This is a genomic window from Saccharopolyspora shandongensis, from assembly GCF_900106995.1.
Lineage (GTDB): Bacteria > Actinomycetota > Actinomycetes > Mycobacteriales > Pseudonocardiaceae > Saccharopolyspora > Saccharopolyspora shandongensis.
On sequence record NZ_FNOK01000076.1, the window covers coordinates 1 to 15802 of the forward strand.

14 protein-coding genes are annotated in these 15802 nt (G+C 69.3%); 7 read left to right on the forward strand and 7 right to left on the reverse strand.

The genetic code is table 11. From position 1 onward, the window contains the following. Positions 1-380 (forward strand): IS3 family transposase (locus tag BLW84_RS41820; RefSeq protein ID WP_143061305.1); only part of this gene is annotated, 380 nt, incomplete at its 5' end. Positions 381-451: 71 nt separating this feature from the next. Here the strand turns inward: BLW84_RS41820 and BLW84_RS41825 are convergent. From BLW84_RS41825 to ctaC, 3 genes are all read right to left on the reverse strand, one after another. After that, complete coding sequence (locus BLW84_RS41825) at positions 452-736, reverse strand: Lrp/AsnC family transcriptional regulator (protein ID WP_093277612.1); 285 nt, start codon at positions 734-736, stop codon at positions 452-454. Positions 737-938: 202 nt separating this feature from the next. Continuing rightward, entirely contained in the window at positions 939-1337 is a 399-nt protein-coding gene (locus BLW84_RS41830) for a cytochrome c oxidase subunit 4 (RefSeq protein ID WP_093277614.1), read from the reverse strand. A gap of 42 nt (positions 1338-1379) precedes the next feature. Next, a complete protein-coding gene (ctaC, locus tag BLW84_RS41835; RefSeq protein WP_093277617.1) occupies positions 1380-2318 on the reverse strand; it encodes an aa3-type cytochrome oxidase subunit II in 939 nt (312 codons plus the stop codon). Between the two features lie 276 nt (positions 2319-2594). Between ctaC and asnB the strand changes: the two genes are divergently transcribed. Further along, a complete protein-coding gene (gene asnB, locus BLW84_RS41840; protein WP_093277620.1) occupies positions 2595-4523 on the forward strand; it encodes an asparagine synthase (glutamine-hydrolyzing) in 1929 nt (642 codons plus the stop codon). Positions 4524-4671: 148 nt separating this feature from the next. Here the strand turns inward: asnB and BLW84_RS41845 are convergent, their stop codons facing one another. The 3 genes from BLW84_RS41845 to BLW84_RS41855 form a co-directional block, all read right to left on the reverse strand. After that, entirely contained in the window at positions 4672-5517 is an 846-nt protein-coding gene (locus BLW84_RS41845) for a M23 family metallopeptidase (protein ID WP_093277623.1), read from the reverse strand. A 62-nt stretch (positions 5518-5579) separates the two neighbouring features. Then, complete coding sequence (locus BLW84_RS41850; RefSeq protein WP_093277626.1) at positions 5580-7166, reverse strand: glycoside hydrolase family 13 protein; 1587 nt, start codon at positions 7164-7166, stop codon at positions 5580-5582. Positions 7167-7328: 162 nt separating this feature from the next. Then, positions 7329-8351, reverse strand: coding sequence for a LacI family DNA-binding transcriptional regulator (locus BLW84_RS41855; protein WP_093277629.1), 1023 nt, complete (start codon positions 8349-8351; stop codon positions 7329-7331). A gap of 193 nt (positions 8352-8544) precedes the next feature. On the opposite strand from BLW84_RS41855, the gene BLW84_RS41860 reads away from it, so the two are divergent. The 5 genes from BLW84_RS41860 (at position 8545) to BLW84_RS41880 (ending at position 14112) form a co-directional block, all read left to right on the forward strand. Next, positions 8545-9777, forward strand: a complete 1233-nt coding sequence (locus BLW84_RS41860) for an extracellular solute-binding protein (RefSeq protein WP_093277631.1) — start codon at positions 8545-8547, stop codon at positions 9775-9777. Positions 9778-10006: 229 nt separating this feature from the next. After that, positions 10007-10930 (forward strand): carbohydrate ABC transporter permease, encoded by a 924-nt coding sequence (locus BLW84_RS41865; protein ID WP_093277634.1) that lies wholly within the window; start codon positions 10007-10009, stop codon positions 10928-10930. Position 10931: 1 nt separating this feature from the next. Then, positions 10932-11828, forward strand: coding sequence for a sugar ABC transporter permease (locus BLW84_RS41870; protein ID WP_093277636.1), 897 nt, complete (start codon positions 10932-10934; stop codon positions 11826-11828). A 61-nt stretch (positions 11829-11889) separates the two neighbouring features. After that, positions 11890-12789 carry a homocysteine S-methyltransferase gene (mmuM, locus tag BLW84_RS41875; RefSeq protein WP_093277639.1) on the forward strand — a complete coding sequence of 300 codons (900 nt, stop codon included), beginning with the start codon at positions 11890-11892 and terminating at the stop codon, positions 12787-12789. Positions 12790-12921: 132 nt separating this feature from the next. Then, entirely contained in the window at positions 12922-14112 is a 1191-nt protein-coding gene (locus BLW84_RS41880; RefSeq protein WP_245761755.1) for a sialidase family protein, read from the forward strand. A 137-nt stretch (positions 14113-14249) separates the two neighbouring features. Here BLW84_RS41880 and BLW84_RS41885 read toward each other — a convergent pair whose 3' ends face one another. Then, positions 14250-15698 carry an alpha-amylase gene (locus BLW84_RS41885; RefSeq protein ID WP_093277644.1) on the reverse strand — a complete coding sequence of 483 codons (1449 nt, stop codon included), beginning with the start codon at positions 15696-15698 and terminating at the stop codon, positions 14250-14252. Between the last annotated feature and the right edge of the window lie 104 nt (positions 15699-15802).

The window sequence follows — 15802 nt, forward strand, 5'->3', positions numbered from 1 at the left end:
CGACGAGTACCTCACCCAACCTGGAGCTGACCAACTCGTCCCTGCGCGACGCGCTGGCGACTCTGGAGCAGGGCCAGGCACCGTTGGTGCACTCCGACCAGGGATTTCAGTATCAGCATCGTTCCTGGCGGCACCTGCTGGCCGGAGTGGGCGCGACCCAGTCGATGTCCCGCACAGGCAACTGCCACGACAACGCCGTCATCGAGAGCTTCTTCGGCCACCTCAAGGAAGAAGTGTTCCACCACACCCGCTATCTCAGCGTTGAGGCGTTCACCACCGCGCTGGATGACTACATCACGTGGTTCAACACCGACCGGGGCCACACACACTGCAAGGGCCTGAGCCCGGTGCAATACCGGGCCCAGACCCTCGCTGCCTAGACTCTTACTTAACGAGTCCAACTCCCGGGGACCAGTTCAACCGGTAGCAGGTGCCCTTCGTCGTCAGTCGATCACTGGTCTTCGAGGCCGATGGAGAACGCGGCCTCGGTGTCCTTGCGGGAGTAGGAGCGGAACGCGATGTGCGTGTCGGTGCCCAGGACGCCCTCGACCTTGTTGATCCGGCCCGGCACGATCTCGGCCAGGTCCTCGTGGCGGGGCACCCGCAGCATCGCGATCAGGTCGACGTCGCCCGCGCAGGAGTAGACCTCGTCCACGCCGTCCAGGTCGGCGATCTCCTGGGCCGCCTCGGTCAGGCGGTCGGCGGCGGTCTGGATCAGCACGATCGCGGTGATCACGGCAAAAACCTCCTGCTGCGGGTTTCGCGGCCTCGAAGGACGCTGGAAAAGATCCTATCGGGTTGCTCCGGAATGCGGCGCCAGCCGCATGCGGTGCGGGACTCGGCTCGCACCGCCGCGCCAACCGATTGGCGAAATCGCCGCTAAACCGGCGCAGGCCCCCGGGTCCGGTGGACTCGGGGGCCTGCGATCGGTGCGTTCGTCAGTGGTCGCTCTGACCGGTGTGGTACTCGAACACCAGGCCCGCAACCATGATCAGCACGATGCCGACGGCGATGACGATCATCCACACGTGGAAGAACGCCAGGGCGAGACCGGCGAAGGCGGCGGACGCCGCCAGGCCCACCGGCCAGTAGCTGCCCGGGCTGAAGAAGCCCAGCTCGCCGGCGCCGTCGCTGATCTCGGCGTCGGGGTTGTCCTCCGGCCGGTCCTCGATGCGGCGAGCCACGAACGAGAAGTAGCTGCCGATGATCAGGGACAGGCCACCGACCAGGATCAGCGCCACGGTGCCGACCGGCTCCTTGGCCCAGACCCCGTACACGATCGCGGACAGGAAGAAGAAGATGGTGATGTAGTTGAAGATCTTGGATTCGACCTTCATGGAGTCCTCGCTCTCACGCCGTACGCCCTGCCGAGGGCACTCCTACTTGGCCCCGACCTGACCGGACGGCACGCCGCCGGTGCGCTCGGTGTTGAACGGAACACCGGTCACCGCGTGCGGGGTGCACAGCTCGCCGCAGTTCATGGAGCTGAGCGCCTCGGCGGCGGTGTACGGCTGGCCGGTCTGCGGGTTGACCTGCGTCCGCAGCTGCATGTACCGGTCGAACTTGTCCTGCGACAGCGCCCGCACCTCGAAGTTCATCATCGAGTGGTAGGTGCCGCACAGCTCCGCGCACCGACCGACGAAGGAACCTTCGCGCTTGATGGTGTTCTGGAAGACGTTGTCCTGGTTGTTCTTGTTCGGGTACGGGAAGGTGTCCCGCTTGAAGTGCCACTCCGGAACGAAGAACGAGTGGATCACGTCGGTCGCGGAGATGCTGTACTCGACGCGCCCGTTGACCGGGACCACCAGCAGCGGGATCTCGCTGCTGCTGCCGATGGTGCGCACCGGCTGCCCGTCCGGGGTCTTGTACTCCGGGTAGTTGAACTCCCAGTTCCACTGGAACGCGACCACGTTCACCCGCTGGTCCGGGTTGGCCGGCTTGGCCAGCACCGTGTTCTGGGTGACCGCCGTGAAGTAGAACAGCACAACGACCAGCACGAACGGGATCGCCGTGTAGATCAGCTCGAGCGGCAGGTTGTACTGGAACTGCCGCGGGAGCTCTTCGTCGTTCTTCTTCTTGCGGTGGAAGGCGACTGTCCAGAAGATCAGCGCCCACACCAACACACCGACCGCGAGTGCCGCGATGACCGACCAGGTCCACAGGTTCCGCATCGCCTCGGCCTGCGGGGTGACACCCTCTGGCCAGCCGAACCGCAGGACCTCGTCGGTCGTGCAGCCCGTGGCCGCGACACCAACCAGGCCGATCAAACCAGCGACCTTGACCAGCCGTGGCACTCGGGTCCCCTCCTTCAGGCCCACTGCGCGACGCCTCCTCGTGCAAAGCTCTCCACTGCGACCTGGTGATCCCGGCCTCGTCCTGAGACGACACCGGGGATCTGCCGCCGGAATCCTGCGCAGAGCCTAGCCCAGGTGTAGCCGCGATACTGCTCCGGGGGCGTAGATCGCTGCCGGACGTCCGGGCGCGACCTCGGCGGGCCCCCGCGCGTGCAGCGCGCGGCCGGACAGACGGCATACTGGGGCCAGCTGTGGGGGGCTGAAGACGACACCGCCGATTCGAAGAGGTGCACCAGACGCGTGTGCGGCCTGCTTGGACTCATTTGTCCCACCGAAGAGAACGCCGGCTTCGCCGTTAACGCGGTGGCCAATGCGCTGCCGTGTCAACGACACCGGGGCCCGGACGAAAGCGACACTTGGCACGGCGGCGAGGTGGTCTTCGGCTTCAACCGGCTGTCGATCATCGACCTGGAGCATTCGCACCAGCCGCTGACCTGGGGCCCGCCGGAGACCCCGCAGCGCTACACCATCAACTTCAACGGTGAGATCTACAACTACCTGGAGCTGCGCGCCGAGCTGATCGAGCGGTTCGGGGCCCGGTTCAGCACCGACGGCGACACCGAGGTGATCGTCGCCGCGTACCACTACCTCGGTACGTCGGTGGTCGGCCGGCTGCGCGGCATGTTCGCGTTCCTCATCTGGGACAACGAGCGCAAGGTGGTCTTCGGGGCGCGCGACCCGTTCGGCATCAAGCCGCTGTTCTACGCGGCCGGGCCGGGCGGCGTGGCGTTCGCCAGCGAGAAGAAGAGCCTGCTGAGCCTGGCCAGCACGCTGCGGATCGCCGAGGAGCTGGACCACAAGGCGCTACAGCACTACCTGGTGCTGCAGTACGTGCCGGAGCCGGAGACGCTGCACCGGCAGATCCGCCGCATCGAGTCGGGCACCTCGTTCACCGTGTCCCCGGGCGGGCAGCTGGTCACCGAGCGGTACTTCCAGCCGAACTTCCACTCCCGGCCGGTCAACACCGACGCCGACGCGCGGCGCCTGCACGACGAGATCGTCAACGTGATGCGCGACTCCGTCGCCAAGCACATGCGCGCGGACGTCACCGTCGGCTCGTTCCTCTCCGGCGGCATCGACTCGACGGCCATCGCGGCGCTGGCCAAGGAGCACAACCCGAACCTGATCACCTTCACCACCGGCTTCGAGCGGCAGGGCTACTCGGAGGTGGACGTGGCCGCCGAGTCGGCTGCGGCGATCGGCGTCAAGCACGTGGTCCGCACCGTCTCCGCCGAGGAGATGATGGAGACGCTGCCGCTGATCATCTGGTACCTCGACGACCCGGTGGCCGACCCGGCGCTGGTGCCGCTGTGGTTCATCGCCCGGGAGGCGCGCCAGCACGTCAAGGTGGTGCTCTCCGGCGAGGGCGCCGACGAGCTGTTCGGCGGCTACACGATCTACCGCGAGCCGCTGTCGCTGGCACCGTTCGAGAAGGTGCCGGGCGCGCTGCGCAAGGCGATGGGCAAGGTCTCCACCGCCATCCCGGAGGGCGTGCGCGGCAAGGACCTGCTGCGCCGCGGGGCGCTGAGCCTGGAGGAGCGCTACTACGGCAACGCGCGCATCTTCCGCGACGACCAGCTCCGCAACGTGATGCGCAGCTTCGACCCGGGCGTGTCCCACAAGGACGTCACGGCCGGCCCTTACCGGCAGTCGGCGAGCTGGGACCCGGTGACGCGGATGCAGCACGTGGACCTGTTCACCTGGCTGCGCGGCGACATCCTGGTCAAGGCCGACAAGATGACGATGGCCAACTCGCTGGAGCTGCGGGTGCCGTTCCTGGACCCGGAGGTGTTCCGGGTCGCCAGCACCATCCCGCTGGAGCAGAAGATCACCCGGGAGACCACGAAGTACGCGCTGCGCCAGGCGATGTACCAGGTGGTGCCCGCGCACGTGATCAACCGGCGCAAGCTCGGGTTCCCGGTGCCGATCAAGCACTGGCTGCGCGACGAGATGCACGACTGGGCGCGCAACATCGTCCAGCAGTCGCAGACCGACCACCTTCTCGACCGCACGGCGGTGCTGCAGCTGCTGGAGGAGCACCGCTCCGGGGTGCTGGACCACAGCCGCCGCCTGTGGGCGCTGCTGGTGTTCATGCTGTGGCACGGGATCTTCATCGAGGGCCGCCTGTCCCCCGAGGTCCCGGAGCCCCACTACCCGGTCCGCCTCTGACGATTCGGCGACACGGCCCGCTCACCTCGTGGTGGGCGGGCCGTTTCGGTTGTCGGGCCGGTGCGGATGAACGTTCCGCCTGGCTGTGCCCGTGCGTGTTTTGTGTCGCCATAGCAGCACAAAACGCGCACGGGTCGTGCACTGCTGGTCAGCCGCAGTGCTCGAAGGGGCTGGCGTAGGACTTGTCACCCACCGAGCCGCCCCACTTGACGCAGGTCGTGCCCGCCTCTTGGCGGACCGGGCCCGCGTAGTACGTGAAGTTGCCGGAGTCGGTCGCCCGGGTCTTCCCCTGCACCTCGAGGAACGCCGCCGTCGGCGAGGCGGTGCCGAGCGAGGTCGCCTTCAGCGTCACGACGCAGTTGTTCTTGTTCGAGGCGTTGTAGAGCAGGTAGACCGTGCCCGCGCCGGACAGGCCCGCCTCGTCGATCACGCTGTAGCCGGCCCCGCACACCTCGGTCGGCGAGTACGGGTTGCCGTTGCAGTTGTTCTTGCTGGTGAACGACGTGTGGCCGTAGTAGGGCACCGCGACGCCGTTGAGCGTCGCCTTGACCACGGCGCCGTTGAGCCGCTGTTCGTAGTGCAGGTGGGGGCCGGTGACGCCGCCGGTCGCGCCCGCCGTGCCGATCTTCGTGCCGAGGCTCACCTTCTGCCCCTCCGACACGCTCTGAGTGGACAGGTGGGCGTAGCGGGTCCGCCAGCCGCTGCCGTGGTCGATCTCGACCCAGCGGCCGTAGCTGACGTTGCCCTCGTTGGCCACCCGGGTCACGGTGCCGGCCGCCGAGGCCAGCACCGGCATCCCGGTGATGCCGGACTTCTGGAAGTCCACCGAGTACTGCGGGTTGTGACCGCTGAAGGTCGCGGCCGTCAGGGTCTGCCCGCACTGGAATGGGACCTGGAAGTTCGGTGCGGCGGACGCGGGCGCCTGCCCGAACCCGACCACGCCGAGCGCGGCGAGCACCACCGCCGCCAGGCCCGTGCCTAATCGTCGAAACATGAACCACCTCCTGTACCAGGGGGATTCATGCGACCACGGCGGGTCGGTCAAGAACAGACCTATTAGGAGGATTCGCGGTTAATCTTTCCCGTCGACAGCCAGATCGCGGTGGCGGCGGGCAGCGTCCCGCTCCAGTCGGCCGCGCCGTCGCTGCGCAGCAGCAGGTCTCCCGGCAGGTCCAGCTCGACGGGCGAGTCGCCGAAGTTCACCGCGCACGCGAAGCCCGGTTCCCGGTGGAAGGCCAGTACCTCTCCCGGTGCGTCCAGCCACTGCAAGGCGCCGTCGCCGAGCGCCGGATTCCCGCGTCGCAGGGCCAAAGCGTCGCGGTAGTTCCGCAGCACCGAGCCGTCGCGGGCGTCCTGCGCGGCCACAGTCGACTCCGCCCACTCCCCCGGCGCCGGGAGCCAACCGTCCGCCGAGCTGAAGCCGAACGGCGGCCGCTCGCCGGACCAGGGGATCGGCACCCGGCAGCCGTCGCGGCCCCGCTCGGTGCGGCCGGAGCGCTCCCAGATCGGGTCCTGCCGCGCCTCGTCGGGCAGGTCGAGCACCTCGGGCAGCCCGAGTTCCTCGCCCTGGTGGACGTACACCGAGCCGGGCAGGGCGAAGCTGAACAGGGCGGCGGCGCGGGCCCGCCGGATTCCCAGCTCGCCGCCGCCGTAGCGGGTCACCGGTCGCGGCACGTCGTGGTTGCCGAGCACCCACGTCGTGGTGGCGCCCACCCGGGCCGTGGTGGCCAGCGATTCCTCGACCACGGTCCGGAAACCGGCCGCCGACCACGGCGCTTCCAGCAGCGCGAAGTTGAACGCCTGGTGCAGTTCGTCGGGCCGGACGTAGCGCGCCAGTCGCTCGCTGGTCGACGCCCACGCTTCGGCCACCCCGATGCGCGCGCCCTCGTAGGAGTCGAGCAGCTGCCGCCAGTCGCGGTAGATCTCGTGCACCTCGTCCTGGTCGAAGTACGGCAGCTCGCCGCGCCCCAGCAGGGAGATCTGCTTGTCCAGCCCGGTGTCCGGCAGGTCCGGGTGCTTGATCATGCCGTGCGCGACGTCGATCCGGAAGCCGTCGACGCCGCGGTCCAGCCAGAACGCCAGCACTTTCCGGAAATCCTCGCGCACCTGCTGGTTGCGCCAGTTCAGGTCGGGCTGCTCCGGCGCGAACAGGTGCAGGTACCACTGGCCGTCGGCGAGCCTGGTCCACGCCGGACCGCCGAAGATGGATTCCCAGTCGTTGGGCGGGAGTTCACCGGCCGCGCCCCGCCCGTCCCGGATGACGTAGCGGTCCCGGGCCGCGGCGCCGGGAGCGGCCGCCAGCGCCTCGGCGAACCACGGGTGCCGGTCGGAGGTGTGGTTGGGCACCACGTCGACCAGGACCCGCAGCCCGAGCGAATGCGCCTGCGCGAGCAGCTCGTCGAAGTCGGCCATCGTGCCGAACATCGGGTCCACGTCGCAGTAGTCGGCCACGTCGTAGCCGCCGTCCGCCATCGGGGACGGGTAGAACGGGGTCAGCCAGACGGCGTCGACGCCGAGCCGCACCAGGTGCGGTAACCGGTCGCGCACCCCGGCCAGGTCACCGATGCCGTCGCCGTCGCTGTCGGCGAAGCTGCGCACGTAAACCTGGTAGACGACGGCATCCCGCCACCAGTTCTGAGACATCCCTGCTCCCGTCTTCGGACTTGCTTCAGGTCGTGCCTTCGCAGCGGTCGGGCCGCTCGGTGGGCGAGATCGGGCAGGTCGCGAGGCGCCGTTTTCGCGCGAAAACGGCGTTCCCACGCACGCCAGGTGACGGTTTCGCGCGAAAACGCCACCTCGTCGAGGTCAGATCCGCCGGGTGGATTCCCGGACGATGAGGTTCGGGCGGAACATTCGGCTGAAGCCCGCCGAGCCGCGCCCCGGCTCGTCCGGGTCGAGCTGGCGCGCGAGCTCGTCGACCGCCGCGGCGGCCATGTCGTGGATGGGCTGCGCCAGCGTGGTGAGCGCGGGCTGGCAGTACGCGGCCAGCGGGATGTCGTCGAAGCCGACCACCGAGAGGTCCTCGGGGGTGCTCAGCCCGCGGCGCTTGGCTTCGCGCATCGCGCCGAGCGCCATGACGTCCGACGAGCAGAGCACCGCGGTCGGCCGCGGGCCGTCGAGCAGCCGCCCCATCGCCTCGGCGCCGCCCTCCGCGCCGAACGGCGCGTTCGCGACGAGCTCCGCGACCGGTTCGACACCGGCCTCCTCCAGCGCCGCGGACCAGCCGGCCCGCTTCAGCCGGGACGGGAGCGCGCGGGCCGGGCCGCTGACGAAACCGATCCGCCGGTGGCCGAGTTCGAGCAGGTGCGTCGCGGCGGCGTAGCCCGCGAGGTGCTCGTCGACGGTGATGTCCGGGACGTCCAGGCTCGGCGCGCCGCCGTTGACGAACACCATCCGAACGCCTTCGGCGCCGAGTTCCTCGTAGTAGTTGCGGCTCTTGCGCTCGTCGTTGTCCGGGTTGGCGATCTCCGGCGACACGAAGATCATGCCCTCGACGCCCCGCGCCACCAGCATCCGGACGTACTCCCGCTCGGTCATCGCGGCGCGCGTGTTGCACAGCAGCGTCGCGTAACCGGCCAGTGCGGCGCGGCTTTCCAGGGCTTCGGCGAACGCCGGGAAGACCGGGTTGGACAGTTCCGGCACCAGCAGGCCGACGACGCCGGTGCGGCGCAGGGCGCCGACGCCGCGCGCGGTGTGCGGCATCTGGCTGAGCACTTCGAGCACGCGCTGCCGGGTCTCCTCCTTGATGCCGGCCTTGCGGTTGAGCACCCGGCTCACCGTGGACACGCTCACCCCTGCCGCCTGGGCGATATCGGCCAGACCCGCCACTGCTCCGCTCCTCCGCACCGGGACCGTCTGCCGACACAATCCTGCACACGGCCGAAATATTTTGCAATCACTGCGCAACGAACCTCGCTGTCCCGCGACCCATTTATACCTGAACACCTTGACTTGCGTCACATTTCGGGTATGGAATTTAACGCCAGTCGTTCGCAAATTTTTGCAAACAGGAGGTCCGGACATGAGATCAAGGGCCACGGTCGCCGCCGCCCTGGGCCTGGTCGGCGCGCTCACCGCCGGCTGCGGGAGCGACGCCGGGAACGCCGGCGAGGTCGTCTTCTGGGACACCAGCGGATCCGCGGAGAGCGCGGTGTTCGGCGAGGTCGCCACCGAGTGCGGCCGCACCGGCGGCTACCAGGTGCGCGTCGAGGCGGTCGCCTTCGACCAGGCGCTGAACAACTACAAGACCGCGGCGCAGGGCGGGCAGGGCCCCGACGTGCTGCGCGCCGACGTCGGCTGGGTCGCGCAGCTCGCGCAGGCCGGGCTGATCCAGGACCTCTCCGGCACCCCGCTGGCCACCGACACCGGCGACTTCCTCGCCGCACCGCTGGAATCCACCAAGTACCAGGGCAAGACCTACGGCGTCCCGCAGGTCACCGACGCGCTTGCGCTGTTCTACAACAAGAAGCAGCTCGCGGAGGCCGGCGTGACCCCGCCGAAGAGCTGGGACGAGCTGAATGCCATCGCGCCGAAGCTCGGCGGCGACCGAGCACTGTTCATCAACAACGACGAGTATTACTCGCTGCCGTTCATCTACGCCTTCGGCGGCGACCTCGTGGACACCGAGGCGCGGCTGATCACGGTGAACGCGCCGGAGGCGGTGCGCGGGGTGCAGGTCGCCAAGGACCTCATCGACGCGAAGGCCGCCCGCACCGCGCTGGACCAGCCGAACTCCTACAGCAGCATGAAGGCGGCGTTCACCAGCGGCGAGGTCGCGATGGTCATCGACGGGCCGTGGGCGGTCTCGGAGTTCACCGAATCGGAGCCGTTCGCCGACCCGTCGAACCTCGGCATCGCCCCGGTTCCGGGCTCCGCGACGCCGTCGCCGGTGGGCGGCCACGACTACGTGATCCGGCAGGGCAGCGACGCCACCGAGGCATCGGTGAAGTTCGTCCAGTGCATGAGCAGCGCGGAGAACCAGGCGAAGGTCGCGGAGAAGCTCGGCCTGCTGCCGACCCGCAAGTCCGCCTACGACGTGCCCGCGGTGGCGCAGAACCCGGTGGTGTCCGCGTTCCGGCCGCTGGCGACCAACGCGCACTCCCGGCCGTGGATCCCGGAGAACAGCGAGCTCCTCGAACCGCTGCAGACCTCCTACGCCGACATCCTGTCCGGGCGCAAAGACGTCCAGACGGCCTTGGACGAAACGGCGCAGACCTACAAGACCTCGGTCCTGACCGACTACGCGCTGCGCTGAATACCAGTATTTCCAGACTCCTTTCGCGTGGCGGTGCGGGCAGCGCCCCCCTGCGGGAGTTACAGACGCCGCCTGGACTGCGGGAGCCCCGACTTACGTACGACCAGGCTGCCCTCGCCGGACGACGTCTGAGAACCCGCCGGTGCAAGCGCCGTAGGTGGGCCAAGCGGCTGCGCCGCTTCAAAGGCAAAGACAACCGAATCCACCAACAAGTCCTGAGGCGGCTTCAATGCGGTTGCGGAATCTCCTGGCGCGGCACTGGTTCGTCTACGCGATGGTCTCGCCGGTCGTCGCGGTGCTCGCGCTGCTCGTGGTGTTCCCCCTGCTGCAGGGGTTGTTCTTCTCGTTCACCGACATCAACGACACCAACATCGCCAACCCGGTGCTGGACCGCGAGGCGAGCTACGAGTTCGTCGGGCCGGCGAACTACCTGAACGTGCTCTCCGGCGATCCGGCGTACGGCTCGTTCTGGTCGACGCTGGTGCGCACGCTGATCTGGACCTCCGCGTGCGTGGCCTGCCACTACGCGATCGGGCTGGCGCTGGCGATGCTGCTCAACCGGCGGATGCGGCTGCGCGGGCTGTACCGGGTGCTGCTGATCCTGCCGTGGGCCGTGCCGGTGTTCATCAGCGCGTTCGCCTGGCGGTACCTCTTCAACGCCGAGTACGGGCTGATCAACTGGGCGCTGGAGTCGGTGGGGCTGCCCGCGCAGGTGTGGCTCGGGCAGTCGGACCTGGCGCTGGTGTCGGTGATCGTCGTGAACGTGTGGCTGGGCGTGCCGTTCATGATGGTGGCGCTGCTGGGTGGGTTGCAGGCCATCCCGGCGGACCTGTACGAGGCCGCGGAGATGGACGGCGCGGCGCCGTGGCACCGCTTCGTGCACGTGACGCTGCCGGGGCTGAAGCCGGTGTCCGGCACGGTGGTGCTGCTCGGCGTGATCTGGACGTTCAACATGTTCCCGGTCATCTACCTGATCACCGGGAACAACCCGCACACCCGGATCCTGGTCAGCTACGCCTTCGAGCGGTTCTTCGCCGGCGCGACCCGGGATTACGCGATCGCCTCCACCTACGGCGTGCTGATCCTGTCGGTGCTGCTGGTGTTCGCGACGATCTACCGCCGCGCGATGGCCCGGCGGGGAGAGGTGCTCTGACATGACCATCGAAGCAGCATCGCTGCGGGCGGCGCCCGCGGCCGCCGAGCCGGGCCGGGCGCGCCGGAGGTCCACCGCGGCGAGCATCGGCCTGCACTCGGCCCTGATCGTCGCGTCGCTGATCGCGGTGTTCCCGGTGTTCTGGGTGCTGGTGGTCTCGTTCAAGCCGAACGCCAAGGCGATCGAGGCCACCCCGACGCTGTTCAACGAGTCCAGTTTGGACAACTACCGGGACGTGCTCGCCGGCGCCAAGGGCGCTTTCCTGAGCTGGTTCGGCAATTCGGTGCTCATCGCGGCGCTGACGACGGTGCTCGGGGTGCTGCTGGCGGCCACCACCGCCTACGCGGCGAGCCGGTACCGCTTCCCGGGGCGGCGCTGGCTGCTGCTGTCGTTCCTGGTGGTGCAGATGTTCCCGTTCGCGGTGCTGATCGTGCCGCTCTACAACATCCTGCTGGGCCTGGGCCTGCAGGGCAGTGCGTTCGGGCTGGTGCTGGTGTACTGCAGCACCGCGATCCCGTTCTGCACCTACATGCTCAAGGGCTACTTCGACGGGATCCCCGGCGACATCGACGAAGCCGGCCGGGTGGACGGGCTGTCGCCGTTCGGCGTGTTCTGGCGGCTGGTGCTGCCGCTGGCCAAACCCGGGCTGGCGGTGACGGCGTTCTACTCGTTCATCGTGGCCTGGAGCGAGGTGGCGTTCGCGTCGGCGTTCCTGTCGGCCGGCGACCGGTCGAAGACGTTGGCGGTGGGCCTGCAGGTGTTCGTGCAGCAGAACCGCGCCGAGTGGGGCCACCTGGCGGCCGCTTCGGTGCTGGTCGCGGTGCCCGCGGTGATCGTGTTCTACCTGGTCCAGCGCTTCCTGGTCAGCGGCCTCTCGGCGGGCAGCGTCAAGGGCTGAGCCGCGACGGAGCGTGATCGCTTGTCCGGCCCGCGGCCCGATCCGCACTAGGGTGGGTGGCATGAACGCGTTCAGCCTCAGCGGCGCATCGGTGATCCTGGACGGCGGCCTGGCCACCGAGCTGCAAGCGCAGGGCCACGACCTGTCCGACGCGCTGTGGTCGGCACGTCTGCTGGCGGACGCGCCGGAGGAGATCGTCGCGGCGCACGCCGCGTTCTTCCGGGCGGGCGCGGAGATCGCGACGACGGCGAGCTACCAGGCGAGCTTCGAGGGCTTCGCCGAGCACGGCATCGAACGCGCCGACGCGGCGAAGCTGATGCGGCGGAGCGTGGAGCTGGCCCGGCTGGCCGGCGAGGTCGAGCCAGGCCGGCACCGCTGGGTGGCTGCGTCGATCGGTCCGTACGGCGCGATGCTCGCCGACGGCTCGGAGTACCGGGGCCGCTACGGCCTGACGAAGCGGCGGCTGCAGGACTTCCACCGGCCGCGGCTGGAGGTGCTGGCGGAGGTCCGCCCCGACGTCTTCGCGCTGGAGACCGTTCCGGACGTGGACGAGGCGGAGGCGCTGGTGGACGCGATCGCCGGCCTGGACGTCCCGGCCTGGCTGTCGTTCACCATCAGCGGCGACCGGACCCGCGCGGGCCAGCCGCTGGCGGAGGCGTTCGCCGTGGCGGAGAGCAGCGACGCGATCATCGCCGTCGGCGTCAACTGCTCGGCGCCGGACGACGTGCTGCCCGCGATCGAGATCGCCCGGGCGGCAACGGAAAAGCCGATCGTCGTCTACCCCAACAGCGGCGAGGGCTGGGATGCGCAGCGGCGCGAGTGGACGGGCCGCACCCGGCTGTCGGCCGAGGAGGCCCGTGGCTGGCGCGCGGCGGGCGCCCAGGTGATCGGCGGCTGCTGCCGGGTGCGCCCGGATGACATCGCGGCTGTGGCGGACGCGCTGGTTGATCCGGCCGACTGAGCCGGTACTGGGCCGATCGCCACCCCGGCCAAACATTTACCGGACAGTTCAACGGCAAGTTCTTTTCCGACATACCGGATCTGCGGTGCAATGCGTTATCCGTTCGTCGGCGAAAGGACGCGCATGCGCCGGATGACGAAGCTCGCGGGGGCGGCGGCCGGGGCCGCACTGCTGCTGCTGGGCGCCGCCCAGACGACCGCGACCAGCGAACCCCTGGCGATCGCCGGGAAGACGATCTTCACGAAGGGCGAGGGCGGCTACAACTGCTTCCGCATCCCGGCCCTGGTGCGCACCCAGGACCGGAGCACGTTGCTGGCGTTCGCGGAAGGCCGCCACAACAACTGCGACGACACCGGCGACATCGACGTGGTGCTCAAGCGCTCGACGGACGACGGGAAGACGTGGCGGGCGCTGGAGCTGGTCACCGACGGCGCCGGCGACACCCGCGGCAACCCGGTGCCGATCGTGGACCGCGCCACCGGCCGGATCTCGTTGCTGACGACGCACAACCCGGGTCCGCAGTGCAACGGCAACGGCTGCACCCGGACGCCGTTCCTGCAGCACAGCACGAACCCGCAGGGTACGCAGTGGGCCAAGCCGGTGGCCCAGCCGCAGCTGACGAAGCCGGAGTGGAACACCTGGTACGCCACCGGTCCGGGCCACGGCCTGCAGATGACGCGGGGCGAGCACGTGAACCGCATGGTGGCGGGCATCAACTTCGAGGGCCAGGGCGGCGTGAAGGGCGCCGGGATCGTCTACAGCGACGACGGCGGGACGAACTGGCGGCTCGGCGCGCTGGACGACCGGACCGGCAAGGCCATCAAGCCGCAGGAGCTGAGTCTGCTGGAAACGGTCGACGCCGAGATCTACGCGGCGGCCCGGAACCAGGACAACTCCGGGACGACGATCGCCGAGGGCAACCGGGCGCACGCGGTCAGCGCGGATGGCGGCGAGACGTTCCGCGCGCCGTTCCAGGTCGTGCCGCAGCTGAAGGGCCCGGTCGTGCAGGGCTCGGTGGTGCGCCTGCGCGCGACGACGGCGGGCGACCCGCGCAACCTGATCCTGTTCTCCGGGCCGTACAACACGAATCCGGACATGGACCACCGCCGCCACACGATGCGCATCCGCACGTCGTCGGACGAAGGCGCGACCTGGCAGGAGGTCGGCACCGTCGTGGACGCGACCTGGTCGGCCTACTCGGACCTGATCAACCTGGGCGGCGGCTGGGCCGGCTTGCTCTACGAGGCGGGCTCGCAGAGTTCCGGCGACGCGAACCAGACGATCCGCTACGCGAGGTTCAGCGAGAACGACCTGGCGCGCTGAAATCCGTTGGCGCGGAAAGTCCGTCACGCCGGTGGTCGTCCGGAAGATCACCACCGCGCGGCGCCCGCCCGGGTGACGAACGCGGGGCGCCGCCACGGGCGCCCCGCATCCACTGTGGACGAATCGGTTCCGGGAGCTCAGCCGAGCTTCGCGCCCGCGTGCAGCGCGACACCGGAGTTGGCGGCGACGGTGGCGGTGAACTTGCCGTCCCCGCCGACCTCCACCGCATCGCCGGTGCACGACCCGCCGGAGAGCTCGCCGGTCATCACGTTGCAGTAGGTCCCCGCGGGCAGCGACGTCTGGAAGGCCTGCGACAGCTCGCCGCCTTCCCGGTTGATCACGACGAACCCGGCGTCACCGCGGCCGAACGCGATCTGCCCGTTGCCGTTGTCCCACCAGCCGGTGAGCTCCGCGTCCTGCACCGCGGCGTGGAACCCGGCCATCCCCGCGATGATCGTGCGCCGGTGCTCGCACACCCACGCCGAGTTGTCGCAGCCGGCGGCCTCGGTCGTGCCGTCCGCGGCGGCGGGCGGGCCGGCGTCGGGGTTGTCGAAGGCGAAGCTGGAGATCAGCTGCGGCGTCCCGTACGGGTAGGCCAGCTCGAACGCGACGGCCAGGTCGTAGGCGACGCCGTCCTTGTAAGTCAGCGTCGGCGAGCTGCGCTGCGTGTCGTGGTTGTCGATGAAGACCACGGCCTGCTCGCTGGGCAGCGGCATCTGGTCCGGCAGGTTCGCCAGCCCCGCCAGCGAACCGTTCTTGAACGCGTTGGCGACCGTGCCGTAGTAGGCGAACTCGGTGACGTCGCCGTTGCCGGCGTACTCCCCCGCCGTCGTGGTGCCGTCCGCGATCACCTCCTGGAAGACGTACGGCTTGGCGCCCGTCCCCGGAACGTCCTGCAGCGCCCCGAAGATCGCGCCGACGTCCTCCGGCGGCAGGTGCTTGACGCCGTCCACCCGGAACCCGGAAACGCCCAGGCCCACCAGGTCGTTGAGGTAGGCGATCTCGGTGTTGCGCACGTACTCGGACTCGGTCGCGAGGTCGGCCAGCCCGACGAGCTCGCAGTTGCGCACCTCCCACTTGTCGTCGTAGTTGGCGATGTCCCGGCGGCAGCCGTGGAAGTCGGCGTCCGAGTAGACGCCCGGGTAGTCGTACTTCGAGTAGGACGAGCCGCCGCTGCCCGGCCCGCTGCCGGCCGATCCGGTGCCGCTCATGTGATTGACCACGGCGTCGGCGTAGATCTGCACGCCCGCGGCGTTGCAGGTCTGCACCATCGCGGCGAACTGCTCCCGGTTGCCGCGCCGGGACCGCAGCTGGTAGCTCACCGGCTGGTAGTCCTGGTACCAGGGGTAGCCCGCGTCGGCGAGCACCACGTGCTCCTGCGGCGGCGACACCTGCACCGCGCCGAATCCCTTGGGGCCCAGGAAACTCGTGCACTCCTGCGCGATGGAATCCCACGGCCACTGGAACATCTGGACGATCGGACCGCGCACCGGCGCGGTGGCGGGCGCCGCCGGCAGGTCCGCCGCGGCGGGCACCAGGGCCGTGCCGCCGAGCACCGCGGCCAGCAGCAACAACGGCATTCGCATGACAACCTCCTCTGCGTCGAGCGGGTCGTCTACGATCACATTTTCTTGCAGATGTTAAGTCAATACACCATCTGAACCAGCATTCACCTGCTTAAATCCTTGCA

What these genes read in the sequence shown, in the direction of transcription:
- BLW84_RS41830 (WP_093277614.1), bottom strand. Translation starts at nt 1,337, where the DNA reads ATGAAGGTCGAATCCAAGATCTTCAACTACATCACCATCTTCTTCTTC.
- BLW84_RS41865 (WP_093277634.1), top strand. Translation starts at nt 10,007, where the DNA reads ATGCGGTTGCGGAATCTCCTGGCGCGGCACTGGTTCGTCTACGCGATG.
- BLW84_RS41845 (WP_093277623.1), bottom strand. Translation starts at nt 5,517, where the DNA reads ATGTTTCGACGATTAGGCACGGGCCTGGCGGCGGTGGTGCTCGCCGCG.
- BLW84_RS41860 (WP_093277631.1), top strand. Translation starts at nt 8,545, where the DNA reads ATGAGATCAAGGGCCACGGTCGCCGCCGCCCTGGGCCTGGTCGGCGCG.
- BLW84_RS41880 (WP_245761755.1), top strand. Translation starts at nt 12,922, where the DNA reads ATGACGAAGCTCGCGGGGGCGGCGGCCGGGGCCGCACTGCTGCTGCTG.
- mmuM (WP_093277639.1), top strand. Translation starts at nt 11,890, where the DNA reads ATGAACGCGTTCAGCCTCAGCGGCGCATCGGTGATCCTGGACGGCGGC.
- BLW84_RS41870 (WP_093277636.1), top strand. Translation starts at nt 10,932, where the DNA reads ATGACCATCGAAGCAGCATCGCTGCGGGCGGCGCCCGCGGCCGCCGAG.
- BLW84_RS41850 (WP_093277626.1), bottom strand. Translation starts at nt 7,166, where the DNA reads ATGTCTCAGAACTGGTGGCGGGATGCCGTCGTCTACCAGGTTTACGTG.
- BLW84_RS41885 (WP_093277644.1), bottom strand. Translation starts at nt 15,698, where the DNA reads ATGCGAATGCCGTTGTTGCTGCTGGCCGCGGTGCTCGGCGGCACGGCC.